Below are 23,279 nucleotides of genomic sequence, written 5' to 3' on the forward strand. Positions count from 1 at the left end.
CAGTGCGCATCATCTATACCGTTCTCAACGGATCTATTTATCATTTATAATGTCAGGATGATTGTAAAAACCTTATGTGAATAGCTTAACCAGATGCGGCGTTTTGGACGCAAAGCCCTCTGCATACGGAATCAGCTTACGCTGACCCAACAACGAATCCCGGGCCTTTACACGCTCGACATACCCCTGGTTTAATGGCGTGGATACCGTGTTTTTACCCGGGGCAGCCTGAAATTGGGATGCATAGCTCAACAATGCCTGCTCCTTGGCTCCATAATGCTCCGTGATGTCCACGATCAGATCCGTTCTGCCGATATCATTAATGAAATAAAAAAATAACTGCTCGACCAGTACCGCAGGCTGTTCCGGCATAAATCGACGTAACTTGGCGTTAAATACCGCTTCTTCTACCAGCTTGCTACACATGACATGATCCGGGTGTCGATCCTCCCAGTAGGGAGCAAATACGACTTTCGGCGCATGACGCCGAATTTCCGTGGTCACTGCGGCTACATTCTCAGATGTCACGTACAAACCGCGATCAGGCAGTCCCAGATTCGTCCGCACAGCAAGGCCCAACACTTTTGAAGCGTCCTCGGCTTCTGCCATACGGGTATCTACATCGCCATTGGATGACATTTCCGCACGCGTCAAATCACATACACCCACCCTTAAACCAGCGGCTGTATGCTTGGCAATCGTGCCTCCCATACCAATTTCAGCATCATCGGCATGGGCTCCAAAAATCAATATGTCCAGCGTCATTTTATATCATCCTGCTGATCAATGCCTGGTTTATATTTATGTACCAGCTCACGCCAAGCAAAATCGCCCCGGTCCAGCGCCTTGACCAATATTTCAGCAGTAGCGACGTTGGTCGCCAAAGGAATACCCTGCACGTCGCACAGACGCAGCAGCGCACTAATATCCGGCTCATGCGGCTGTGCCATTAACGGGTCACGCAAGAATATAATCATATCCATTTCGTTTTGCGCAACCAAGGCTCCAATTTGCTGGTCCCCTCCGAGCGGTCCTGACATGAAACGGTGAATTTGAAGCTTCGTTTGTTCCATAATGCGCAGACCTGTCGTACCTGTTGAAAACAATTGATGGTCTGTAAACACATGCTCATATGCCGTTACAAAATTAACTATTTCATCCTTTTTACGATCATGCGCTATAAATGCAATCTTTAACATTCGAAATTCCCCCTGCCTCATTCTATAATTCCGTTCGTCAATTCATTCGCGTTATTCTTAATCAATGTAATGCTCAAAACCATATACAAGTCCAGGTTGCTCCATTACCTTTTGAATGCCGATTTTAACGCCGGGCATGTAGCCTGCCCGTTCGTAGGAGTCCTGACGAATTTTGAGGGATTGTCCAAATCCTCCAAAAATAACTTCCTGCTGTGCGAATACACCGGGAAGACGGACACTGTGGATACGGAACCCCTGGTAGTAGCCGCCACGTGATCCTTCGAATATTTCTTCCTCCTCCGGATTCCCTTGACGCAGCTCCTGACGCTGCTCAGCGATCAGTTCTGCGGTCTTAATTGCCGTTCCCGATGGCGCGTCCAATTTTTGGTCGCCGTGATATTCGATAATCTCCAAATGAGGGAAGTATTTAGCAGCTTGAGCCGCAAACCGCATCATCAAAATAACTCCTATTGAAAAGTTAGGCGCAATCAGACCGCCAATGTGCTGTTCCCGGCACTGCTTGTCCAGTTCTTCAATCTGCTCCGGTGTAAATCCCGTTGTCCCGATAACAGGACGAACGCCATGCTTGATAGCAAGCGCTGTATGTGTGTATGCAAAACGAGGACCTGTAAAATCGACCATGACATCCGGGCGACTATCCAGCAAAGCTTGCTCCACATCCTCTACAATAGCGACGCCCGCTTCCGGAAGTCCGACGAGAAGGCCGGCATCACTGCCGGCATGCGTTCTGTTTACTGCAGCTACCAGCCGAAGCTCTTCATCCTGGAGAACCAATTTGACAACCTCACGGCCCATACGACCAGCTGATCCAACGACAGCCACTTTTATTTGCTCTGGCATTCTTACAACTCCTTATGCATCAATTCATGTTAGATCTGTTCATTCATTTGCTGGCATAACTTCTTCATGAGATTGGCAAGCTGTTCATTGTGAGGAAACAACGCAGCCGCTTCACGAGCAGCCTGCACAGCCAGCTTATATTCGTTCATTTCATCATAAACCAATGCAAGCAGCATAAAAGCGTCACCACATAGCGGATCAAGGGCAATCGCCCGTTCCAGCAGCAGGATTGCATCTCTGCGCACCTGTGGCGTAGCTCTGTCGACATCCAGCATTTTTCTGGCTTTCTCCGTCTGCTGTCTGGCCTCCAGCGTGTGCAAATGCAGCACATATTCATCCTGCTCCGGAGCCAGACGAACTGCATCGCCTGCATAAGCAAGCGCCTGCTCTATCCGCCCACTGCGGGCATAGGTTACCGAACAGCGGAAATAATGCTCCGCATGATCAGGCTGGGCGGAAATCGCTTTTTCAAACCATTCCACGGCCTGCTCAAAATCGTTCTGTAAAATACACTGATAAGCTTTCTGAACGTATTCCTCCGCCTTCATAACACTGCACCTCCGGGTAACCGGTTTGGTACAGCATATGTACAAAACGCCTAATCGGTGTCCTTTTGGGTCCAGCGATTCGCGTCACGTGTGTTAAATTTATGCATGACCTTATCATGAGCATCGGTCAAATTAATTCCAAGCGAGTTTGCAAAGCAAACCGTGATGAACAAAATGTCTCCCAGTTCCAGCTCAATCGAATTGTCGGCCTCATCCGTTTTTTTCGGTTTTTCGCCAAAGGAATGATTGACTTCTCTGGCCAGCTCCCCGACTTCCTCGGACATCCGGGCCAGCATTGCCAGTGGGCTGAAATATCCTTCTTTGAACTGGGAAATATACTGGTCTACCTCACGTTGAATTTCATCAAGCGATTTTTCCATAAAACACAATCCCCTCTAATGTGCAGGTTTATTCATATGTTATCGTAAAGCACATTTGAAAACAAATATTTTTTAATGTGAATTTACTTACATCATGCAATCGTCAGTATTTTAAAGCTACTGTAAAAAGGTATACTAAACATAAGGATCTACGATCTATATATCAAGTCGTTCATCTCCAATTTGCTACTGCGGGGGATTATATGAGAACATCCAAGTCTATTGAACAGCTTAAAATCATTTTACCCATTGTGCTCGGCACTGCTATTTATGCATTCGGCCTGCTTTATTTCATTATACCCAGCAAGCTGATGGAAGGCGGCATCACCGGTATCACCCTCCTGCTGAACTATGCTTTCTCGATATCTCCATCCCTCTCCACATTGCTCCTGAACATTCCTTTATTTTTAATTGGATGGAAAATGCTTGGCGGCAAGCAAATTATTTATACTGGAGTCGGTATTGGGGCGCTCACTTTTTTTCTGTGGTTGTTTGAAAAAATGATTCATCTCGGGTGGATGGGCACATTTCAGACTGAGCACGATTTTATACTTTCTTCATTATATGCCGGGGTTACGCTCGGGGCAGGATTGGGCATCGTATTCCGGTTTGGTGGTACCACCGGCGGGTCGGATATTATCGCCCGTATTTTGAACCGGAAGTTTGGCTGGAGTATGGGGAGAATTTTGCTGGTGATTGATATCGTCATCATCGGTGCATCGCTGCTGTACATACCCAAGGAAAAAATCCTGTATACGCTGGTCGCTGTGTTCATCGCGTCCAAGATTATTGATTTTATACAGGAAGGAGCCTATTCAGCCAGAGCCTTCATGATTATCAGTGACCATACGATGGATATTGTGGACATCATTACACGGGATATGGATCGCGGTGTTACTATCATTCCGGCTGTGGGGGCATTTTCCAAACAGACCAAGCATGTTGCATACTGTGTGGTGTCCCGTCAGGAAATACGGCGTTTGCATCAAATTGTGAAGTCGGTTGATCCGCGAGCGTTCATCATCATTCAGGATGTACATGATGTACACGGGGAGGGCTTCAAAGAGGAATAGCCCGGGAATCCGGGCAAGTGGTCAGGCGTATATTCATTGTATCAATGACAGCGAAGTTCGTTGCAGTATCTCAGTCTTAATTGGAGAAACCGGATCGATATTTACGGTAGCCCACATAAGCAAGTGTCAGCAGGATCATCAGGCCGATTGCCAGTTCTGCTCGTCGCTCGCTTTCATGCGGTATGAATGGCGCCAGCGCGGTAGCGTCTTTTTCACGTCCAAACAAGGCATTAAACGTCGGGTTTCCCTGCTCTAGTGCCCCTCTAATCGCTGAAGCATCCACATTTTTCTGATTTCCCAATCCTTTAACGTAAGAAATCCATGATTCTGCTCGAACAACCTCTGTTGTTTTACCGCTGATCAACGCTGCCGTCCGGATCGTCTCATAATGATCCTCCAGCACAGTTGCCCCGGCGGCGAAACCTTTCATATTTCCTTTAGCAAACTGGCTATTTAAGCCGCTAATATCTTCTTTTAAAATTTTATAATACTGCTGCCATAATGGCTGGCGCGGATGTGCAATCGCATCTGCCGCAAGTCGCAAATTGGCAGCGGCCTTCACCCATTCATCCGGCGATGCCTGCACGGATTGTGTAGCTTGCTGTACCTCAAGAATGCTGCCGGACAGAGCGTGAATGGCCTCCACAGACAGTGCAGCCTGTACCTGACCCGTACTGAACCATCGGCTTACCTCCGCTACATCGGCGCGAGCTTTTTCAATATTCCCATCCATTACATCCCGGTACAACATCGCAGCCGCACGATCCAGTTCCTCTATTTCCTTTGCATTACTGGTGGACTTGGGCTGATCCCGCGCTTCCGCAATGCCCGGAGGGAAACAAACGGAAAGCAACAAGACTATAGACAACACAACTCCCGAAACGACACGCAGCACACCACGAAACGCCTGACTCCAAACCATGGGACATCCCTCCTCACCTTACTGTATGGCAGGGTTACAGGGACTAGAACTTGCTTTAGCGCTCAGCCGCATCTCGAGCAATAGGAAAGGCTATCCGATTACGCACAACCATGGCAAGCCATGAGGCTGCGATACTGAAAAGGGTCAGCATATAGGTAAAAGTACGCACTTGTGGTACATCATCCGTTAGCGTCCTCGGAAGATATGGATATATGCCGAATGTATAATCGACCGTATCATTTAACAGTGTCCACAAAGCTGCTACGCACAGAGCCGTCCATTTGCAGGTGAAAAAACGAACAAACAACAAGGATTCGACTGCCATTGCCGTATGAGATGCTACCAGCATCCAATCCTGCCATATCATATGCCCTCCCTGCGCGACACCCCAAAAAATAATAGCTGAGGCCCAAATGCCGTATTTTACACTCGTAACCACAGCCAACGCTTCCATCAGCTGGCGAATGATCTTCAAGCCCTTCAGGCGCGGAGGATAAAGCAGGAATAATACAGAAATCGTAAAAAATAAGCTGGCCGTCGGACTATCAGGCACAAATACAATCTGCCATGTCGGGTGATAGTTTAGCGTATATTCCAATTGCCCTCCATACCATATGTACCCATACACGGTTCCGATCAGGTTACACCAGAACAGCAGCCACAAAAAAGGCCGGCTCGTCAAGAACGACCGGCTCCATAAATAAGACAACAACACGTCCTCATCCTCCGTTCATACGATAGATGCCCCGTACAGGCTCCATCCTACAAAGACTATATCATATAAAAGCGTATCAAAAAAACCTGGCCGCTGCTACGGTCAGGCTCGATGATTATGGTCTTGTATTGCCAATTAGTCTGTTACCCAAGGTCAGATCTCCTGAAAAGGCTCAATTGATCGCTTTCAGTTCATCCGTAAGATGACGAAAAGCTACTTCATCTCCGGAGGCCAGCGCCTCATCAATATCCTTGTAGAGCTTTTCACTCCGGCGTTTACGTAATGCCTCGTCCAAAACCATTTCAGCAGACAGGCCCAACATTACTTCATAAGTAACCTTCATTTTATCCATAGGATGCACCTCCAACATGAGTTTAAGAGATCCTATATTCTTTTCCTTTCGCCACATAGCTGAGTGCCGTCCGTGACATCCGCTGCAAATCTGCGTCTGTCAATTCGCGCACCACTTTGGCAGGTGTACCGAGAGAAAGAGTATAGGGTGGTATTTTGGTATTTTCCGTAACGACCGACCCTGCTCCTATTAAAGCATATTCACCAAGCTCAGCTCCGTTGAGTACAATGGCCCCCATACCGATTAAAGTGCCTTTGCCTACCGTACAGCCATGGATAATCGCAGCATGTCCCACCGAAATATCGTCCGCCAGCACCAGGGGCTGGTCCGTGTTCACATGTCCCACGACACCGTCCTGAATATTGCAGCGTTCACCGATGATAACAGGTGCCATATCCCCGCGCAATACAGCATTGAACCAAACGGAGGAATCTTGGCCGATCGTTACCTTTCCGACAATTTTTGCTCCTTCTGCCACATAGACAGATGAATGGAGCTGTGGCATGTTCCCGTTATAGTGAATCAACATTCAACTTCACCCTCTCATTTTGGGTGAAATTCTATCAACATGTATGCTACTTGTCAATGGAGCCGCATACCCGGGTCGTTCCGCCCAATGCGGCACTCCCCTGCCAGTTTGAGCCCCCAGGCGGTCATCTGTACAGATGGCTCCGTCGAATGCTCACCCAAACGAAGCATGCCCAAGTGGAGCATCATTCGAATAATTCTCTGATCAAAGACCGAACGGGGCGTATCATAATAAAACGGTCTGATCAGCGGGCCAATATGTACAAAAAGTGACTCCGAGGACGTCCAGGGCCTGGCACATTCTCCTATCCAGTAGACCAGAGAAAGTAGATTGGGAACGGCTCCTTTATACAATCTTAACCAAAACCTGAATAGCTGTATCATCTCATCATCGATCGCGTATTCCCTGCGTGCCTCTCCCTTTGCCGTCAGCACAACACGATCCCCCTTCTCCTCAATAAACCTGGAGTGACGGGCATAATCATATAGCAATGCCATTCGGTCGGGATAAAACTTAAAGGAGGAGCCATATCCAAAACGCCAGCCCCCTTTACCCAAAAGCGGCTCCGCAATATGCAAATGCTCCATCAGCTGCTGCTGATTGCGACGATACCATGCCCCGTCCGGGTTAAGCGGAACTTCATGCTGCTCCATGTACTGAAGGAAAAGTCGTAAATCCTCTGCCAAAAGATGCCCCTCATCCCGGTATGACGTTGGCTCACTTACCCGGATCATTCCGTTTTGCAAGTCTTGCATCATGACACGGCGGAAACGCTCCTTCATGTCCAATGGAATTTGATGCAAATACCTCGTATTGTGCGTCGAACCGTTAAACAGCCAGCCACTGTTGCGTAAACGGGCCACGATGTCCCGCGGTCGCTCACCGGAATCCCCATCCTCCTCGGCAGATTGTTTGGCAACCGCAATCAATTCCTCCATACTGAAATAAGGCCGGTCATCGAATAGCAGTGCGTTCAAAAACCTTACCTCTGACAACTTCAGCTCCCTGACCTGCATCTCAAAAAAACTGCTGCTGCCGAGCTTTGTCAAAATGCCCTGTATCAGCTCATGTTTGGAATTGGGCTTACAGTCACATTCGTAATGCACCGCGATTCTGTTCAAATGCACAATATCCGCAAATGTCAGCATATCCGCCAGATTCATCGTTCCATCGCCTCGTCACTGGACTGTCCATCCGGAATTGATTCTTACCTGTTGTACCCACAGCTTTGACGGAATGTTCAGACTCTAAACCTCTTTTTTTGCAAAGCTATAATTAAAAATACAAAAAGACCACGGCTTCTTTGAACTGCACCTCCAATGTTAGATGGTGTCTAACAATTGGGGTGCAGTTCAAAGTTCGTGGTCTTTCGTCAACCTTTTAAGTTACAATCGCTTTTTTCCTGTAAATGTCTGGTGCAATTATACAAAAGCGGCGTCCAATCCGTATCCTCACGCTGGAGAACACTCAGTGACAGATTGCCAATTCGTTCAGTAAACTTTTCCTGATACAGAGCCTTATACAAATTAGCCAAAAAACCGCCATGAGAAACGACTAGCAGGTTCTTGTCCCGGTTTTCCGACCAAATGGCCTCCATAAAAGCCAACCCGCGGAGTTGAAGAGCTTCATCGCTCTCCTGCCCCAGGTCCAGCAGATGCCAGTCGCTACCCCACTTCTCCTCACGCTCAGCCTGTGTCATGCCCTCGACCTGACCATAAGCACGTTCTCTCAGCCGATCGTCCGGCTCCAGCAAAGGAAGATGAAGAGCAGATGCAATAATCTCTCCCGTCTCCTTGGCTCTCGAAAGGCTGCTTGTAATAAGTCCATCCCAATGATAGGGCTCATCTTTTAAACGTTCTGCCAACAAGCGTGCCTGCTGGCGTCCTTCCTTATTCAACGGAATATCACTGTGGCCCTGGATTTTACCCACCGCATTCCAATCCGTTAGTCCATGTCTGATCAAGCCAATAAGCATCGTGTTGTTTCCTCCGCTATTTTGTTATTCAGGCATTATTATGAATCCGTATTGGAGCCCGGCTGTGCTGCTAATTTCTAACCCGTCTCGCACGATGAATCCAGCCCAGAGAAAATAAGGCAAGCGCAAGTGCCAACACAGACAGCAACATCCAATATTGCGGGTAAGTAGGAACAATGCTTGCAACCAGCGGGTCCATAATGCCACTATTCACATCTTTAATGTGGTATTGATATTGTGGAGATGTACTTGTAGTTTTCAGCAAGCCTGTCGGTAAAATACCCGTATCCATAACAGGTGCCGCTTGAGGAGGATTTTCTTGAGAGGAGCTTCCATTCCAGTTCAAAAACAAAAAGCTACACAAAAACACCGCCAAAAAGCCGGCGATCCATACGGACATATACTTACGGGATGCCGGGTTCACACGCGCACGCCGATGCTCGCCGGGAACAAGCCACGGTGACTCTTCATAAATCCGGTCCATGACCCTGCGATTCATTGCTTCCGCCTGCTCATCTGTTATCTCAAAGGAAATATCGCGAATAGCGGATCGACTTTCTTTTGACAAATTCCACTCATTTTCTTCCGAACCATGCTCCCATCCGGCAGACGAGCTTTTGGCCCGTCTGCGCTCCGAGTCTTGTTTCGATACATTTTTACCTGTAGCGAACAAATCCTCAGCGTCCCTGGATTTCATTGGCTGCTCATCCCTTCGTTTTCCTCATAGAGAGGCTCAAAAAAATAAGGCTCCAACTGCGTCTTCACACTGGTTCTGGCCCGGAAAAGCAACGATTTCACCGCACTGACCGTCTGCCCCAAAATCGTAGCAATTTCCTGATAGTCCAATTGCTCGTATTCACGCAAAATCAACGCAGACCGCTGCTTCTCTGGCAATCTGTTGATCGCTTCACGAACCATCTCTACCTTCTCGCCGCGAAGGACGGCCTGCTCTGGAATCACATCCAATGGAGCAACCGGCACATAACCGCTCTCCTCCAATGGAACCTGACCGCTACGATGCTTGCGAAGCTCGCTCAGCACCGTATTACGTGCAATCGTATATAACCATGTGGAGAACGATGCATCTACCTCGCGAAAAGAGTGCAGGCTCCGGTACGCTTTATAAAACGTCTCCGAGCATAAGTCCTCAGCAATCATTTCCAGGTTCGAACTTTTCAGCATATGATAAACAAAAGCTAAAATTTTACGTTGGTGCCGCCTCATTAATTCTGAATAAACCTCAACATTACCTTGTTTGATTTCCTGAATCATCTGGGAATCTGTCATCATCCGAGTGAGACCCTCCTCGCCCATACATGTGCTGTTCTCCCATCCGATTCTGTCTATATATACCGAACAGGCCAAAAAAAGTTGCGCAGAGTGCGCAAATGGATGAAACAGCATCATGGAACATTTGTTTTTTTTCTTACCCTATGTAGTGCCAACAATAACGGTGCTATCCCCAACATTTCTCAACATCCAAAATGGACTTACCCATTGTACCACAAAATAGTCGTCAGTAAAAAAGTCCAAAATCCCCATGATTTCCATCACAGGCTACGTAACGCTAGCAACTGTTTCCGATATACGGCATTTCCGACCTATTTTAAGTTTTTCAAGATAAAGTGACCTAACCATGAAACTGTCCTTTTTGAATACGCAGGTTAGAATAATCACCCAAAAAGAAAACGCTTTAAAAAATCATTGACAAAATGAAAACGTATACATATAATAAAAGTACAGTATGGTTTCTCTCCACTCCTATCCTACTCAGCTACTCCACAAGAGCAGCTACCACCCGGGGCTTTACCCGGGTGGTCTTTTTTTGAAGCCTCATATAAAAGGCTGAACTGAAAAGTTACATAAGGTGCCACTGCGCAGTCGGGTGGTGCTTCCCATCGCTGTATCCAGCACCATTCCGCCTACTCCATTTTTTATGTGAATTTTTCGAGTTTAGCTTATATTACAAAGAAAATGAACTGCCCCCACCTATACCACCTTGACTAAATCACAGTCCATAAAGAACAAAAAACGGGCGAAAGAAATCCCCGCCCGCCTGCTGTTAGTTTTATTTCTGACTACTACTTCACTCCCAGAAAGTGTGTTGCTTTTAAGGCGGTCAGTAGCGCAGCGGTCCATTTGAATCTGGAGAAGCAGAGCGTTCGCCTTTGCCGCCGGATTTTCCCATTAAAGCATCTGATCAAAAAAAAATCCGGCGGCAACAGCGATCGTAAGATCAAATGGATCGCGAAGCGACCTCCTTAGCAGACACCTACTTTCCCCAACCTTCACACCACCACTTTATAGCTCATTGAATCCAGCAATGCCTTGGCGCGCTCCCAGTCCCGTTCTTGGCGGAAGGAAAGCCGCATAATACCGGGAACATCCTCCCGGCTTTCGATGATTTGCATATTGCTCAGGTTAATGCTGTTATCCCCCAGCTCTGTTGCAATTCGACCGATAATCCCCGGAGTATCCGGTACATCAATATACAGATCAAACGTTGAGACGATGACACCTTTGCGACGTTCCGGCAGTTCACTGCGGAAATGTCCCGCCGTCAAAAACTCGTCAGCGATTCCCTCTCCGTCTTGTATTCTCAGTAAATGGGTAAAACGTTCAATCTGCCCGTTCCACTCTTCCAGCAGACCTAGCAAAACATCACGATTGCTCAGCAAAATGTCCCGCCACACAATAGGATCACTGGAAGCAATTCGCGTAATATCGCGGAAGCCGCCAGCAGCCAGCGTACGGTACAACGGATTTTCGTCATTGTGCTTGCGCACCTGATTCACCAGTGCCGCTGCAATAATATGTGGAAGATGGCTGATTGCCCCGACAATGTCATCGTGCATATCAGGCTGGACACGCACAACCTGAGCTCCTGTATATTTCAACAGATGCTCCAGCGAACTGTAGGCTTCCTCAGGCACACCTTCTGCGGGGGAAAGTACATAGTAGGCATTCTCAAACAGCAACGCAGAAGCAGCCTTCACACCGGAACGCTCCGAGCCGGCCATCGGATGGCCACCAATAAAATAAGCATTACGTAAAGAGATTTCCGACGCTTTTTTGGCAATCGACGATTTTGTACTGCCTACATCGGTAATAATACAACCCTCTTTAAGCGGCAGCCTGCTTAACAGCTCCAGATAATGCTCCAGTAAGCCGACAGGTACGCATACAAAAACAAAATCGGCATCCTCTGCCGCCTCTTCAACCGAAAGAGTCGCAGTGTCCACGACACCACGGCTCAACATCGGCTCCATGAGTTCGGGGAGATGAGCATGACCGACAACGGTAATGCCCGGCTTCCCTTTAAAACAAAGCGCAAGGGACCCACCGATCAGTCCCACGCCGAAAATGGCAATCTTCATCAATTATCAAATCCCATCTGCGGAAATTATAGACGCGCTTTCGCCGCTTCCGCCCCAAGGACCTGTTCCAGCGCACGGATAAACCACTCATTTTGCGGCTGTGATCCAACCGACACCCTAATGTATGTCGGATATTTGTGATGACCAGCGCGAATAATCACGCCTCTACGAAGCAACTCCTGAAATACCTCACCTGACGGGCGACGTACATCCAGCATAATAAAATTACCATGTGCCGGAAAAGATTCCAGTCCAAGGCGCTTCAACTCATTTTGCAAATAGGCTCTGCCCTCTGCGTTGCGATCACGACATTCCTGCACAAAATCCTGATCTTCCAACGCCGCAACCGCCGCCGCCTGTGCTACCCGCGAAGTATTGAACGGCTCACGAACTTGATTAATCAGGCGAATCGTTGCCACAGCTCCCATGCCATATCCGATGCGAAGCGATGCCAGACCGTAGATTTTGGAGAAAGTGCGCAATACAACCAGATTTTCATAGGCTGGCAACAAACGAATACCGTCTGGATAAGTACTATCCGTCACAAACTCGAAATACGCCTCATCCAGCACAACCATAACATGCTTCGGCACCCGATCCAAAAATGCGATCAGCTCTGCTTCAGGTACAATCGTGCCTGTCGGGTTGTTCGGATTACAGACCCAGATCATTTTCGTACGGTCGTTAATCTGAGACAACATGGCTTCCAGATCATGCACCCCGTCACGCAAAGGCACCTCAACAGCAACCGCTCCCTCAATTTCCACATTGCTCTTGTATACGGAGAAGGTCTGATCGGCCATGATACTTTCTTCCCCTGGAAGAAGAAAAGCACGTGTAATCAACGCGATAATCTCGTCAGAGCCACAGCCATAAATAAACTGATCCTCTTTCAAGCCCGTATGTTTAGCCAGCGCCTGTGTTAAAGCTACCGCGCTGCCGTCAGGATATACACTAATATTCGCAAATTCCTCCTGAATGGCCTGCAGTACCTTAGGAGAGCTGCCATACGGATTTTCATTCGAGGCGAGCTTGATCACTTCATCAAGTCCCAGCTCACGCTTCACATCTTCAATCGGTTTACCGGGTTGATATACCGGCAAATGTACAATATGCGGTTTAGGTTGCATGCCCCTACCTCCTCTAATCCATTCAAAACTACATTTGCTGCTTTCTATATTGACACCAGTTACAGCTTTAATTGTGCCACAAAATTACGAATTTGCAAAAGTCCTTCTTCTCTGCGCGCAGAATCATCCAGCAGCGGGATCGCTTCCTCCACCTGACGCACAATGGCACTTCCGACGACAACTCCATCACAGATGTCCGAAAAACGGGTGACCTGCTCCCTGGTAGAAATACCGAACCCAACCGCTACCGGAATATCCGTATGCCGCTTGACCTGCGCGATGAAGCCCTCTATGCCCTCAAAAAAGGAAGCTCTTTCCCCGGTCACCCCAAGGGAGGATACGCAGTATACAAATCCGCGCGCTTGACGAACAATTCGTTCAATCCGCTGTTCAGAAGTTGGAGCCACCAACGGAATCAGATGCACACCAACCTCTGCTGCCCGTCCTCCCAGCTCTTCTGCTTCCTCAAGCGGAAGATCGGGAATGATCAGACCGCTGATGCCATGCTTCTGCAAGCCTGCAAAGAAAGCATCCATGCCCATCTGCAACACAGGATTATAATACGTGAACAAAATAAAAGGCAGGCTTGATCCCGCTGCCCGGGCCAAAGAAGCCGTCTCCATACACGTGCGGATCGAGATTTGCCGTTTCAACGCACGCTCAGACGCACGCTGAATGACAGGTCCGTCAGCCAGCGGGTCCGAATATGGAACGCCCAGCTCCAATATATCGGCCCCGGCCGACTCCAGTTGCCGTATGATTTCTACCGTCGTGTCCACATCCGGATCGCCTACCGTCAGGAAAGGAATTAATGCCGTTTTGCCTTCATTTTTGAGGCGTCCAAACACCTGATCAATTAAATTCATGACGGATTTCCTCCCAAATGCTTAATAATGGAGTCCACATCTTTGTCGCCGCGACCCGACAAACAGATAACAATAATATCATCCGCCGTCAAGGTAGGTGCCAGTTTAACGACCTGTGCAACTGCATGTGCCGACTCCAACGCCGGCAGAATACCTTCCGTGCGGCATAACAATTGGAGAGCATCCAGTGCTTCCTGATCGGAAATCGGAACATACTTGGCCCGTTCAATATCCTTCAAATACGAATGCTCCGGCCCAACCCCCGGATAGTCCAATCCCGCCGAGATGGAATGCGCAGGCTGTACCTGTCCATATTCATCCTGAAGCAGATAGCTCATAGAGCCTTGGAAGACACCTTGCGTTCCCTTGCTCATCGTTGCTGCATGAAATTCCGTTTCCACGCCTTTTCCAGCCGCCTCGACGCCAAGCAAAGCAACCTCGTGATCCTCGATAAAAGGATAGAACATACCGATGGCATTACTTCCGCCACCGATCGCCGCTACCACGACATCTGGAAGCCTGCCTTCTTTTTCGAGAATTTGGCGGCGGGTTTCGTCGCCAATGACACGCTGGAAGTTGCGCACCATCATTGGATACGGATGTGGTCCGACCGCCGAGCCCAAAATATAGAATGTATCATGGACATGGCTCACCCAATACCGCAAAGCTTCATTCCCAGCATCCTTGAGCGTACGTGTGCCCGATGTAACCGGAATGACCTCTGCACCCAATAGTTGCATACGGAATACATTTAGCTGCTGGCGTACGGTATCCTCTTCCCCCATAAACACCTTGCATTCCAGTCCGAGCAATGCCGCGACGGTCGCTGTCGCAACACCATGCTGGCCTGCACCTGTTTCGGCAATGACCTTCTGCTTGCCCATACGCTTCGCCAGCAGTCCCTGCGCCAGCGCATTATTAATTTTGTGGGCTCCGGTATGGTTCAGATCTTCACGTTTCAAGTAAATTTTAGCCTTGCCCAAATGCTGACTCAAACGCTCCGCATAATAGAGCGGCGTTTCCCGGCCCGAATAATCCTTTAGCAGTCCGTTCAGCTCTGCGTTAAAATCAGGATCATCCGCATACTTCCGGTAGGATTCCTCCAATTCAATCAGTGCGTTCATCAACGTTTCCGGTACAAAACGTCCGCCAAATGTTCCAAAACGCCCGTTGTTATCAGGTAATTGTGTCATGCCTGCTTCACCCTTTCTACGAATGCTGTGATTTTTGCAATGTCCTTGACTCCATCCGTCTCTACACCGCTGGACACATCCAGCCCTTCGGGATGATACTCGGTAACCAGCTTTTCCGCATTATCGGCAGTCAGCCCGCCAGCTACAAACAAAGGAATTCCATATTGTTGGGTCCAAGCCTGAAAGGCAGGAATCCGATCCCACGCAAACGTTTTACCGGAGCCGCCACCATACAAGGGATCGTATGTATCCAGCAGTAAAGCGTCAATCGTTCCGGCATAGGCATCCAATTCGTCCGTCAGGCATTCTGTCTGACCCTTCACCGTCTGCCCTTTACTGTCCACAGACCATGCCTTGAATACCTGTACGCCAAAATGCTCCCTGATCTCCCGGCAGCGCTGCGGATTCTCCTGCCCGTGCAGTTGAATGACATCCAATGGCGCTTGCTCCATGACATCATTTAACAGTGCATCATCAGGGTTCACAAATACGCCCACACTGCGCGGTCTGCTGCCTGGGGTCCATTCATCCAATACGCGAAGCAGCTCTCCAGCCTGTGCGCTGTCAATCCGGCGCTTGCTGTCGGCAAACACAAAACCTATATAATCGACCGGTAAGTTTACCATAGATTTTAGCACTTCAACGCTTTGAAGTCCACAAATTTTTACGCCCGTTTTGTTCATGCTTTAACCCCGTCCATCAAATCGGCTACAGCCTGTCCTACATCATCCTTGCGCATCAGATGCTCTCCTACCAGGATGCCGTGTGCGCCTACTGAATGTAAATACTTCACATCTTCGGGTCCGGCAATGCCGCTTTCGCTGATAAACGTAACTCCTTTAGGAATCAGTGAGAACAGCTCCTCTGTCGTCTGGAGGCGGGTCTCAAATGTCCGCAGATTTCGGTTATTCACGCCAATCAAGGTGGCTGTCCCCAGATCCAGCACAGCTTTAAGCTCCTCACTGTCATGCACCTCTACCAATGCGTCCAGTCCCAGGTTTTTGGCAATCTCTAAAAATGACCCCAAAACACGTGGCTCCAGTATGGCCGCAATCAACAGCACCGCATCCGCTCCCAGCAGACGAGCTTCATAAATTTGCCGTTCATCAATGATAAAATCCTTACGCAGCAGTGGAATCTTTACCTGTTCACGAATTTGGTGCAAATATTCAGGGCTCCCCTGAAAGTACGTCACATCCGTCAAGACAGAAATGCAATCGGCTCCAGCCCCCTCATAAGCCCGTGCAATGTCCACCGGATGAAAATCCGGCCGGATCAACCCTTTGGAGGGGGAAGCCTTCTTCACTTCGGCAATCAGTCCGAGCGGACGGTTGCGGCGCAGAGCTATAGCATCCTCGAATCCTCTCGTCGCAGATAAATCGGCAACCAATCGTTCGGCTTTACTGATTTGAAAATGCTCCTTAAGCTGCTCTACTTCCTGTCGCTTTGTCACTACAATTCGATCAAGATACATATTGATATTCCCCCGTTGCCTGTATTAATTGATCCAGCTTGGACAGCGCCAGCCCCGAGTCAATAGCTTCAGCCGCTCGCGCTACTCCCTCCGTCAAGGTAGCTACTGCGCCCGATACATAGATGCACGCACCCGCATTCGCTAACACGACATCACGATAAGCTCCGCGCTCTCCGTTCAAAACTCGATCTATAATGTCGGCGTTAACCTGCGCGTCTCCACCCAGCACTTCATCGAGACGGTGCGTCTGCAAACCCAGATCCGACGGGTTAAGTTCAAACGTACGAACCTGACCATCCTTCAGTTCAGATACCCGTGTCGGTGCCGAAATGCTGATTTCATCCAATCCGTCCAGACTGCTGACAACCATGGCTCGCTTGGAACCGAGTCGATTCAGCACCTCAGCGATCACTTCCGTTTTTCCCGCATCATAAATGCCTAGCAACTGGCGATCTGCACCTGCCGGATTCGTCAAGGGACCGAGCATATTAAACACCGTTCGTACTCCAAGCTCTCGACGTGGAGCGGCAGCATGCTTCATAGACGGATGATACAACTGCGCAAATAAAAAGCAGATGCCGATACGATCCAGACATGACCGCGCCTGATCACTCGTCAAATGGATATTGACCCCTAGGGCCTCCAGCACATCGGCGCTCCCGGCACGTCCGCTTGCAGAGCGATTGCCATGCTTCGCTACCCGTACAGATACCGAAGCCGCAATAATAGCGGATATCGTGGAAATATTAAACTTGTGAATACCCGACCCCCCCGTTCCGCATGTGTCCAACAAATGGGTATCACCTTCTCCGGTTTGCACCGGACTGGCATAGCTGCGCATAGCTTCGGCAAATCCGGTGATTTCGTCCACCGTCTCCCCCTTGATGCGCAGAGCTGTCAGCAACCCGCCAATTTGCGCCTGCGTAGCACTCCCACTCATAATCTGTTCCATCACGCCGCGGGCCTCCGGACGTGAAAGATGCTGTCCCTCAATGACCCGGCTTAACCCCACTTGCATAATGTCATGTCGTTCCATCGTCGTCTCCTCCTCAAAATCAGATTTTTGTATGTTACGGAGTGTACAAATAATCCTGGTTGATGACGCTGTTGTAGGGCTGTACCGTCGCCGGGAACATCGCTTCAGCCGTGCGGATCGCTTTCAGCAGTGCCTTGGCCTTGTTTACCGTCTCCTGATACTCGCTTTCCGGAACCGAGTCCCACACAATCCCTGCACCCGCCTGAACATAAGCCCGGTTCTTTTTAAACACAATGGTACGAATCGTGATGCAAGCATCCATATTGCCCGAGAAGCCCAAATATCCGATGGCTCCTGCATACGGCCCACGCGCCTCCCGCTCCAGCTCGGCAATAATCTCCATCGCCCGCAGCTTCGGAGCCCCTGATACCGTGCCCGCTGGCAAGCAGGACAGGAAAGCATCGAAGAAGTCTTTATCCTCGCGTAACTTACCCGATACATTGGATACAATGTGCATCACGTGGGAATAGCGTTCAATTTCCATAAACGTATCGCATTGGACCGTACCGAATTGAGATACACGTCCCAGATCATTTCTTCCCAAGTCGACCAGCATCAGATGCTCGGCACGTTCTTTTTCATCCTTCAGCAGCTCTTCAGCAAGCGCTATATCCTCTGTCTCCGTCACGCCACGCGGCCTCGTTCCAGCAATAGGACGGGTTTCCACCCGACCGTTTTCCACCTTGACGAGCGCCTCCGGCGAAGTGCCCACGATGATCTCGTCATCCATTTTCAAATAATACATATACGGAGACGGGTTCATCGTGCGCAGCACGCGGTATACCTGTAAAGGAGAGGCATCAGTATCAATGTGAAAGCGCTGGGATAGAACGACCTGAAAAATATCGCCTGAGCGAATATACTCCTTCGCCTGCTCCACATTGGAAATAAACTGCTCCTTCGTCACATTCGATTGAATCTCACCCAGCTCCACATCGTCAGGAATGGAGACTGCTCCCAATGTCTCTGCCGGTGTCTGCTTACGTAGGTACTGCGCCGTTGCTTCCAGCTTCCGTTCCACCTCAGCATAAGCAGCGCGGATGTCCTCATCGCGGAAGCCTTCGCCTACATGAACATTGCCGACCAGCAAAATTTGCTGTTTCACATGATCAAAGACAATAACTTGATCGCAGAACATAAAACGAATATCATCCATATTCAAATCATCTACTGAATGCTCTGGCAGTTTTTCATAGTATTGCAGCAGATCATATCCAAAAAATCCGATAGCCCCGCCTGTAAATGGAGGCATTTCTTTCACCTTCGGGCTACGGTACTTGCGAAGCAACGCCTTGAGCTCTTCAAGCGGCTTGTCGTTTAATATTTGTCGCTTACCATGCTGCTCCAGGATCAAACGGCCTTTTTTACCGGAAACCATCAGGAACGGGTCCGTCCCGATGAATGAATGTCGCGCCCACTGCTCGCCCCCTTCTACACTCTCCAGCAGAAAGGCCCGGTCCCGCTCAGCGTACCGACGGAAAATCCGAATTGGCGTCTCCATATCCGCCAGCACTTTTTTGTACACAGGAATCAGGTTAAAATCATTCGCCATCGTTATCACTTGCTCCACATGCGGCGTTAACATGAGATCACTTCCTTTCCAAATTGGGGCAGAACTCAAAGGAGAGAACATAAAAAAAGCCTCTACCCGGAAGGTAGAGGCTGTCAGTTATTGAAATTATAAGAATGCTACCATATGCAAAATGACTACAACAAATATACAAAGTATACACTCATCCCTTTGCATAACCTGGGTTACTTCAAATAAGCCTCTCCGTCTAGGAAGTTCTCCGTGGACAAAAGCTTATCCGCTACCGCTGGTCTCTGTAATCTTCATATGGAATTGGCTCAACTGCACTCTTCTCATCTCAACTCTGGCTCTGGCTAACTCTACTCAACTCTGCTACACACACTATATCTCATACAATGTTACTTTGGCAACCATCAACTTTAAAAACGGGCGATTACTTCCCTTGGGACGCCAAATCCGGTCTCAGCGCCTGCGCCCCGTTCAAATATACATGTTTGATTTCCCGCTGTGTTTTAACGGTATTCACCTGTACCATCAAACGGATGCATTTCGGCAAGCCGCCCTCTACGGGAATTTCTAACGAACACATAAGCGGAACCATATCCCAGCCGTCAAGCTGGCGGATCGCCTTTGCCGGGAAAGTAGCATTCAGATCATGGGTCACCGTAATCCATACGTTGCTAATATCCTCCGGCTGCACTTCATTGTAGGACACAATTTCCGCTAACAGTAGGCATGTGGCTTCCAAAATTTCGTTTTCTTCATTGTTCGCTACGGTCGTCGCCCCACGAATTCCCCGATTGTACATCGTTACGCCTCCTCTTTTAGCTGTTCAATTACTTGTCGGATGTAAGAGACGGAAATATCCTTCACTACCTCCACACGCCCGATGCTGCGTGGGACGACAAAAGTAATACTGCCTTCCTTAAACTTTTTGTCATGCATCATCGCATCCAGCAGACGATCTGTTTCGAGATGAGCGGGAAGAGAAGTCGGTAGACGAAGCGAAGCCAGCATATCCCTCGTTTCTGTTGCCAAAGAAGGATCTGCCCCCAGCTTCACACCCAGAAGTGCAGAGCCGACCATACCAATAGAAATCGCTTCCCCGTGTAAAAACTCACCATACCCCGCAATCGCCTCTATCGCATGACCAATCGTGTGACCGAGGTTTAGAATAGCGCGCAAATCGTTTTCACGTTCATCGCGCGATACCACTTCGGCTTTCACAGAACAGCCCCTCTCCAGACCGTACTCCAGGGCCGCCGCATCCAAAGCCAGCAAATCATCTGCATGATCACGGCACCACTGAGCGAAATCAGCATCCCAGATCAAGCCATGCTTGATCATTTCAGCCAGCCCGGCAGATACCTCACGCGGAGGCAATGTAGACAACGTATCCACGTCATACAATACCAATTCCGGCTGATGGAAGGCTCCAATCATATTTTTCGCCAAAGGATGATTGATGCCGACCTTGCCGCCCACGCTACTGTCATGCGCAAGGATTGTAGTTGGAATCTGTACGAACTTGACGCCTCTCATAAAAGAAGCCGCCACAAATCCTGCCAGATCGCCCACTACACCACCACCAAGTGCGATAACAGCTGAATTGCGGTCTAAACCGCCCTTGATAGCTGCTGTAATCACCTGCTCATACACAGCAAGTGATTTGGACTTTTCACCCGGCTTGACAACGTAGGAAACCGTCTTGTACCCTGCTGCCTGAAGGTTGCTCTCCAGTGTCGATAAATACAATCCCGCTGTGTGTTCGTCAGAAACGATCAACAGCGGACTTCTTTGTGCAATTCCCCGTTCGCTCAACAACTCTCCTGCCCGCTGTAACAGTCCACGTCCGATATGAATGGGATAGGAACGTTCCCCAAGCTGTACCGTCAGCGTACTCATCTTAGTACCGTCCCAGTTGTTCTTCATAGGATGCAATGTTCGCACGGATTTCTTCAATGGAATCGCCGCCGAATTTTTCAAGCAAAGCCTTGGCTATCTCCCAGGCTACAACATGCTCCATAACCACACTTGCCGCTGGTACGGCACATGCATCCGAACGCTCAACCTGAGCGGTGAACGCTTCCTTCGTATCAATATCCACGCTTTGCAGCGGCTTGTATAGTGTCGGGATCGGCTTCATCACGCCACGAACCACGACTGGCATTCCGTTTGTCATACCACCCTCGAAACCGCCCAAACGATTGGTACGGCGGTGATATCCACGTTCGTCATCATGCAAAATCTCATCATGCACCTGAGAACCACGCAGTTCTCCAGCTTCAAAGCCGATACCGATTTCCACGCCTTTGAACGCATTAATGGACATGACTCCTTGGGCAATGCGTGCATCGAGCTTCCGATCATACTGTACATGACTGCCCAAACCGATTGGAACACCTTCCACGATACATTCCACTACGCCACCAACCGAATCGCCTTCTTGCTTGATCAGGTCAATGTAGGCTTCCATTTTCTTTTCCGTTTCCGGATCAGTTACTCTCACCGAAGAGGCCTCTGTCACGGCGATTAGCTCGTCAATCGGCAACTCGCGGTAAGGTGCCTCGATTTCTCCAATGCGGATAACCTGCCCAGCCACCTTGATTCCGAATTCTGCCAGCAATTGACGGGCCAACCCGCCGCATGCGACACGAATCGCTGTTTCACGGGCACTGGAACGTTCCAGCACGTTGCGCAGATCCTTCAGATTGTATTTTAGTCCGCCGTTCAGATCCGCATGACCCGGACGCGGGCGGTGAACCCGGCGCTTTTCCTCGTCACTGCCTTCGATAGGCTCAATATTCATAATGTTCTGCCAATGCTTCCAATCGTTGTTTTCCACAACCAGGGCAATCGGCGCACCTGTGGTATACCCGTGACGAACGCCTCCGGCAATGTTGGCCGTATCCTTTTCAATCTGCATACGTCGACCCCGTCCATACCCCTTCTGACGACGGTGTAGCTGAAAATTCAATTCTTCAAAATCCAATTTTAAATTGCTCGGCATGCCCTCTACAATCGCAGTAAGCTGGGGACCATGCGTTTCCCCCGCGGTTAAGTAACGTAAACTCATAACGCGTTCCCCCTTTAAACTGTTAAACTGTGCATCGCTAAAATCTTTAACTGTGCTTCATTATAGTATACGCACCTTTCTTTGACAAGAAAAGCCACAGGTGTGCAGATAAACAAAAACACGCCCTTTGGTCAAAGTCAAAGGACGTGCGCTCCTGATAATAAGCCAACAGCCAACGTACTCATTGTTAGGCACAACTTTCTACGAAACAATGGGCTATATGTCCAGGCTTATGCTTTTTTACGATAAAAAAAGGTTTCCGTTGATTCCAGACCATATTGGTTTGGAGAAAAAATTTGCTCTGTACTGCCGACAAACAGGACACCGCCGGGACGAAGACTGGCTGCAAACTTCTGGTACAGCTTATGCTTGGCCTCTTCCGTAAAATAAATCATGACATTCCGGCAGATAATGAGATCGTAGCCGTCCTCAAACCGATCCAGCAGCAAATTTTGCTTTTGAAATTTCACAGCCTGCTTCAAACGGTCGTCAATTCGATACATCGCACCATCCGGCTTGAAATACTTACTGGCTACCTGTTCAGGCACATCCTTGAGCGAACGCTCCAAATATCTGCCTTCCTTGGCTTTAGCCAGTGCACCGTCATCAATGTCAGAGGCCGTAATGGAGCAATTCCCCAAAATCCCCTTGCCGTCCAGCACCATAGCCAAGCTGTACGGCTCCTCGCCAGTCGAACAGGCCGCACTCCACAGCTTGAGCTTCTGCTTACCTGCAAGCAGCTGTGGCAAAATCGTATCCCGCAGTACTTCCCACCGATTGGGATTACGCCAAAACTCTGAAACATTGATCGTCATCCGATCCAGAAATTCATAGAACAGGGGCTTTTCTTTCATCATGGCATCATAAAAAGAAACAAAACTGGGAAACCCGTTTTTGTTGCGAAGCGTAGTTAACCGCCTTTTCATCTGTGCTTCCTTGTATTGTGCAAGATCAATACCTGTGCTGTCCTTGATTTTGCGGATAAACGCTGTGTAATCGGGGTCCGTCTGACCCAGTTCCATATCCGTCATGCTACCATCCT

The 23,279-nt window shown here is 49.1% G+C and carries 26 protein-coding genes; 1 reads left to right on the plus strand and 25 read right to left on the minus strand.

Annotated elements, in window-relative coordinates:
• Nucleotides 1-72: 72 nt before the first annotated feature.
• Genes bshB1 through HPL003_RS22445 form a run of 5 tightly spaced genes read right to left on the minus strand, consistent with a single transcriptional unit; the run spans nucleotide 73 to nucleotide 2,988 of the window.
• Nucleotides 73-765, minus strand: a complete 693-nt coding sequence (gene bshB1, locus HPL003_RS22425) for a bacillithiol biosynthesis deacetylase BshB1 (RefSeq protein WP_014282066.1) — start codon at nucleotides 763-765, stop codon at nucleotides 73-75.
• Nucleotides 762-1,199, minus strand: a complete 438-nt coding sequence (gene mgsA / locus HPL003_RS22430; RefSeq protein ID WP_014282067.1) for a methylglyoxal synthase — start codon at nucleotides 1,197-1,199, stop codon at nucleotides 762-764. Before mgsA ends, bshB1 begins: the two co-directional genes overlap by 4 nt.
• 57 nt (nucleotides 1,200-1,256) lie before the next feature.
• Entirely contained in the window at nucleotides 1,257-2,060 is an 804-nt protein-coding gene (gene dapB / locus HPL003_RS22435; RefSeq protein ID WP_014282068.1) for a 4-hydroxy-tetrahydrodipicolinate reductase, read from the minus strand.
• Nucleotides 2,061-2,089: 29 nt separating this feature from the next.
• Nucleotides 2,090-2,608 (minus strand): tetratricopeptide repeat protein, encoded by a 519-nt coding sequence (locus HPL003_RS22440; protein ID WP_014282069.1) that lies wholly within the window; start codon nucleotides 2,606-2,608, stop codon nucleotides 2,090-2,092.
• A 50-nt stretch (nucleotides 2,609-2,658) separates the two neighbouring features.
• A complete protein-coding gene (locus HPL003_RS22445; RefSeq protein ID WP_014282070.1) occupies nucleotides 2,659-2,988 on the minus strand; it encodes a nucleotide pyrophosphohydrolase in 330 nt (109 codons plus the stop codon).
• A 203-nt stretch (nucleotides 2,989-3,191) separates the two neighbouring features.
• Between HPL003_RS22445 and HPL003_RS22450 the strand changes: the two genes are divergently transcribed.
• On the plus strand, nucleotides 3,192-4,061 hold the full coding sequence (locus HPL003_RS22450) for a YitT family protein (protein ID WP_014282071.1): 870 nt from the start codon (nucleotides 3,192-3,194) through the stop codon (nucleotides 4,059-4,061).
• Nucleotides 4,062-4,137: 76 nt separating this feature from the next.
• Here HPL003_RS22450 and HPL003_RS22455 read toward each other — a convergent pair whose 3' ends face one another.
• The 20 genes from HPL003_RS22455 to HPL003_RS22550 form a co-directional block, all read right to left on the minus strand.
• On the minus strand, nucleotides 4,138-4,983 hold the full coding sequence (locus HPL003_RS22455; RefSeq protein WP_014282072.1) for a sporulation protein YpjB: 846 nt from the start codon (nucleotides 4,981-4,983) through the stop codon (nucleotides 4,138-4,140).
• A gap of 55 nt (nucleotides 4,984-5,038) precedes the next feature.
• On the minus strand, nucleotides 5,039-5,698 hold the full coding sequence (locus tag HPL003_RS22460; RefSeq protein ID WP_014282073.1) for a DUF1405 domain-containing protein: 660 nt from the start codon (nucleotides 5,696-5,698) through the stop codon (nucleotides 5,039-5,041).
• 172 nt (nucleotides 5,699-5,870) lie between these two features.
• On the minus strand, nucleotides 5,871-6,050 hold the full coding sequence (locus HPL003_RS22465; protein ID WP_014282074.1) for an IDEAL domain-containing protein: 180 nt from the start codon (nucleotides 6,048-6,050) through the stop codon (nucleotides 5,871-5,873).
• A gap of 22 nt (nucleotides 6,051-6,072) precedes the next feature.
• Nucleotides 6,073-6,579, minus strand: a complete 507-nt coding sequence (locus HPL003_RS22470) for a gamma carbonic anhydrase family protein (protein WP_014282075.1) — start codon at nucleotides 6,577-6,579, stop codon at nucleotides 6,073-6,075.
• 53 nt (nucleotides 6,580-6,632) lie between these two features.
• A complete protein-coding gene (locus HPL003_RS22475) occupies nucleotides 6,633-7,742 on the minus strand; it encodes a hypothetical protein (RefSeq protein ID WP_014282076.1) in 1,110 nt (369 codons plus the stop codon).
• 209 nt (nucleotides 7,743-7,951) lie between these two features.
• Nucleotides 7,952-8,554: a histidine phosphatase family protein gene (locus tag HPL003_RS22480; RefSeq protein ID WP_014282077.1), complete on the minus strand. Its 603-nt coding sequence runs from the start codon at nucleotides 8,552-8,554 to the stop codon at nucleotides 7,952-7,954.
• Nucleotides 8,555-8,624: 70 nt separating this feature from the next.
• Nucleotides 8,625-9,251, minus strand: coding sequence for a hypothetical protein (locus HPL003_RS22485; protein WP_014282078.1), 627 nt, complete (start codon nucleotides 9,249-9,251; stop codon nucleotides 8,625-8,627).
• The gene (locus HPL003_RS22490; protein ID WP_014282079.1) at nucleotides 9,248-9,844 is read right to left on the minus strand and encodes an RNA polymerase sigma factor; all 597 of its coding nucleotides are present in this window, start codon (nucleotides 9,842-9,844) and stop codon (nucleotides 9,248-9,250) included. Before HPL003_RS22490 ends, HPL003_RS22485 begins: the two co-directional genes overlap by 4 nt.
• Before the next feature lie 998 nt (nucleotides 9,845-10,842).
• Nucleotides 10,843-11,931, minus strand: coding sequence for a prephenate dehydrogenase (locus HPL003_RS22495; RefSeq protein ID WP_014282080.1), 1,089 nt, complete (start codon nucleotides 11,929-11,931; stop codon nucleotides 10,843-10,845).
• A 26-nt stretch (nucleotides 11,932-11,957) separates the two neighbouring features.
• Complete coding sequence (gene hisC / locus HPL003_RS22500; RefSeq protein ID WP_014282081.1) at nucleotides 11,958-13,061, minus strand: histidinol-phosphate transaminase; 1,104 nt, start codon at nucleotides 13,059-13,061, stop codon at nucleotides 11,958-11,960.
• A gap of 59 nt (nucleotides 13,062-13,120) precedes the next feature.
• The gene (gene trpA / locus HPL003_RS22505) at nucleotides 13,121-13,927 is read right to left on the minus strand and encodes a tryptophan synthase subunit alpha (RefSeq protein ID WP_014282082.1); all 807 of its coding nucleotides are present in this window, start codon (nucleotides 13,925-13,927) and stop codon (nucleotides 13,121-13,123) included.
• On the minus strand, nucleotides 13,924-15,120 hold the full coding sequence (gene trpB / locus HPL003_RS22510) for a tryptophan synthase subunit beta (protein ID WP_014282083.1): 1,197 nt from the start codon (nucleotides 15,118-15,120) through the stop codon (nucleotides 13,924-13,926). Before trpB ends, trpA begins: the two co-directional genes overlap by 4 nt.
• Nucleotides 15,117-15,803: a phosphoribosylanthranilate isomerase gene (locus HPL003_RS22515; RefSeq protein WP_014282084.1), complete on the minus strand. Its 687-nt coding sequence runs from the start codon at nucleotides 15,801-15,803 to the stop codon at nucleotides 15,117-15,119. Before HPL003_RS22515 ends, trpB begins: the two co-directional genes overlap by 4 nt.
• Nucleotides 15,800-16,594, minus strand: coding sequence for an indole-3-glycerol phosphate synthase TrpC (gene trpC / locus HPL003_RS22520; RefSeq protein ID WP_014282085.1), 795 nt, complete (start codon nucleotides 16,592-16,594; stop codon nucleotides 15,800-15,802). The genes HPL003_RS22515 and trpC overlap by 4 nt, the downstream gene beginning before the upstream one ends.
• Nucleotides 16,584-17,630, minus strand: a complete 1,047-nt coding sequence (gene trpD / locus HPL003_RS22525; protein WP_014282086.1) for an anthranilate phosphoribosyltransferase — start codon at nucleotides 17,628-17,630, stop codon at nucleotides 16,584-16,586. The genes trpC and trpD overlap by 11 nt, the downstream gene beginning before the upstream one ends.
• 34 nt (nucleotides 17,631-17,664) lie before the next feature.
• Nucleotides 17,665-19,215: an anthranilate synthase component I gene (gene trpE, locus HPL003_RS22530; protein WP_014282087.1), complete on the minus strand. Its 1,551-nt coding sequence runs from the start codon at nucleotides 19,213-19,215 to the stop codon at nucleotides 17,665-17,667.
• Nucleotides 19,216-19,594: 379 nt separating this feature from the next.
• On the minus strand, nucleotides 19,595-19,969 hold the full coding sequence (aroH, locus tag HPL003_RS22535) for a chorismate mutase (RefSeq protein ID WP_014282088.1): 375 nt from the start codon (nucleotides 19,967-19,969) through the stop codon (nucleotides 19,595-19,597).
• 2 nt (nucleotides 19,970-19,971) lie between these two features.
• Nucleotides 19,972-21,066, minus strand: a complete 1,095-nt coding sequence (gene aroB, locus HPL003_RS22540) for a 3-dehydroquinate synthase (protein ID WP_014282089.1) — start codon at nucleotides 21,064-21,066, stop codon at nucleotides 19,972-19,974.
• 1 nt (nucleotide 21,067) lies between these two features.
• Entirely contained in the window at nucleotides 21,068-22,237 is a 1,170-nt protein-coding gene (gene aroC, locus HPL003_RS22545) for a chorismate synthase (RefSeq protein WP_014282090.1), read from the minus strand.
• Between the two features lie 230 nt (nucleotides 22,238-22,467).
• Nucleotides 22,468-23,268 (minus strand): CheR family methyltransferase, encoded by an 801-nt coding sequence (locus HPL003_RS22550; protein WP_014282091.1) that lies wholly within the window; start codon nucleotides 23,266-23,268, stop codon nucleotides 22,468-22,470.
• Between the last annotated feature and the right edge of the window lie 11 nt (nucleotides 23,269-23,279).

The organism is Paenibacillus terrae HPL-003 (assembly GCF_000235585.1).
GTDB lineage: Bacteria > Bacillota > Bacilli > Paenibacillales > Paenibacillaceae > Paenibacillus > Paenibacillus terrae_B.

What these genes read in the sequence shown, in the direction of transcription:
- hisC (WP_014282081.1), bottom strand. Translation starts at nt 13,061, where the DNA reads ATGCAACCTAAACCGCATATTGTACATTTGCCGGTATATCAACCCGGT.
- HPL003_RS22455 (WP_014282072.1), bottom strand. Translation starts at nt 4,983, where the DNA reads ATGGTTTGGAGTCAGGCGTTTCGTGGTGTGCTGCGTGTCGTTTCGGGA.
- mgsA (WP_014282067.1), bottom strand. Translation starts at nt 1,199, where the DNA reads ATGTTAAAGATTGCATTTATAGCGCATGATCGTAAAAAGGATGAAATA.
- HPL003_RS22465 (WP_014282074.1), bottom strand. Translation starts at nt 6,050, where the DNA reads ATGGATAAAATGAAGGTTACTTATGAAGTAATGTTGGGCCTGTCTGCT.
- aroB (WP_014282089.1), bottom strand. Translation starts at nt 21,066, where the DNA reads ATGAGTACGCTGACGGTACAGCTTGGGGAACGTTCCTATCCCATTCAT.
- trpB (WP_014282083.1), bottom strand. Translation starts at nt 15,120, where the DNA reads ATGACACAATTACCTGATAACAACGGGCGTTTTGGAACATTTGGCGGA.
- HPL003_RS22495 (WP_014282080.1), bottom strand. Translation starts at nt 11,931, where the DNA reads ATGAAGATTGCCATTTTCGGCGTGGGACTGATCGGTGGGTCCCTTGCG.
- aroC (WP_014282090.1), bottom strand. Translation starts at nt 22,237, where the DNA reads ATGAGTTTACGTTACTTAACCGCGGGGGAAACGCATGGTCCCCAGCTT.
- HPL003_RS22475 (WP_014282076.1), bottom strand. Translation starts at nt 7,742, where the DNA reads ATGAATCTGGCGGATATGCTGACATTTGCGGATATTGTGCATTTGAAC.
- dapB (WP_014282068.1), bottom strand. Translation starts at nt 2,060, where the DNA reads ATGCCAGAGCAAATAAAAGTGGCTGTCGTTGGATCAGCTGGTCGTATG.
- HPL003_RS22485 (WP_014282078.1), bottom strand. Translation starts at nt 9,251, where the DNA reads ATGAAATCCAGGGACGCTGAGGATTTGTTCGCTACAGGTAAAAATGTA.
- HPL003_RS22445 (WP_014282070.1), bottom strand. Translation starts at nt 2,988, where the DNA reads ATGGAAAAATCGCTTGATGAAATTCAACGTGAGGTAGACCAGTATATT.
- trpD (WP_014282086.1), bottom strand. Translation starts at nt 17,630, where the DNA reads ATGGAACGACATGACATTATGCAAGTGGGGTTAAGCCGGGTCATTGAG.
- HPL003_RS22480 (WP_014282077.1), bottom strand. Translation starts at nt 8,554, where the DNA reads ATGCTTATTGGCTTGATCAGACATGGACTAACGGATTGGAATGCGGTG.
- HPL003_RS22440 (WP_014282069.1), bottom strand. Translation starts at nt 2,608, where the DNA reads ATGAAGGCGGAGGAATACGTTCAGAAAGCTTATCAGTGTATTTTACAG.
- bshB1 (WP_014282066.1), bottom strand. Translation starts at nt 765, where the DNA reads ATGACGCTGGACATATTGATTTTTGGAGCCCATGCCGATGATGCTGAA.
- HPL003_RS22490 (WP_014282079.1), bottom strand. Translation starts at nt 9,844, where the DNA reads ATGATGACAGATTCCCAGATGATTCAGGAAATCAAACAAGGTAATGTT.
- HPL003_RS22515 (WP_014282084.1), bottom strand. Translation starts at nt 15,803, where the DNA reads ATGAACAAAACGGGCGTAAAAATTTGTGGACTTCAAAGCGTTGAAGTG.
- HPL003_RS22470 (WP_014282075.1), bottom strand. Translation starts at nt 6,579, where the DNA reads ATGTTGATTCACTATAACGGGAACATGCCACAGCTCCATTCATCTGTC.
- HPL003_RS22550 (WP_014282091.1), bottom strand. Translation starts at nt 23,268, where the DNA reads ATGACGGATATGGAACTGGGTCAGACGGACCCCGATTACACAGCGTTT.
- trpC (WP_014282085.1), bottom strand. Translation starts at nt 16,594, where the DNA reads ATGTATCTTGATCGAATTGTAGTGACAAAGCGACAGGAAGTAGAGCAG.
- HPL003_RS22450 (WP_014282071.1), top strand. Translation starts at nt 3,192, where the DNA reads ATGAGAACATCCAAGTCTATTGAACAGCTTAAAATCATTTTACCCATT.
- trpA (WP_014282082.1), bottom strand. Translation starts at nt 13,927, where the DNA reads ATGAATTTAATTGATCAGGTGTTTGGACGCCTCAAAAATGAAGGCAAA.
- aroH (WP_014282088.1), bottom strand. Translation starts at nt 19,969, where the DNA reads ATGTACAATCGGGGAATTCGTGGGGCGACGACCGTAGCGAACAATGAA.
- trpE (WP_014282087.1), bottom strand. Translation starts at nt 19,215, where the DNA reads ATGTTAACGCCGCATGTGGAGCAAGTGATAACGATGGCGAATGATTTT.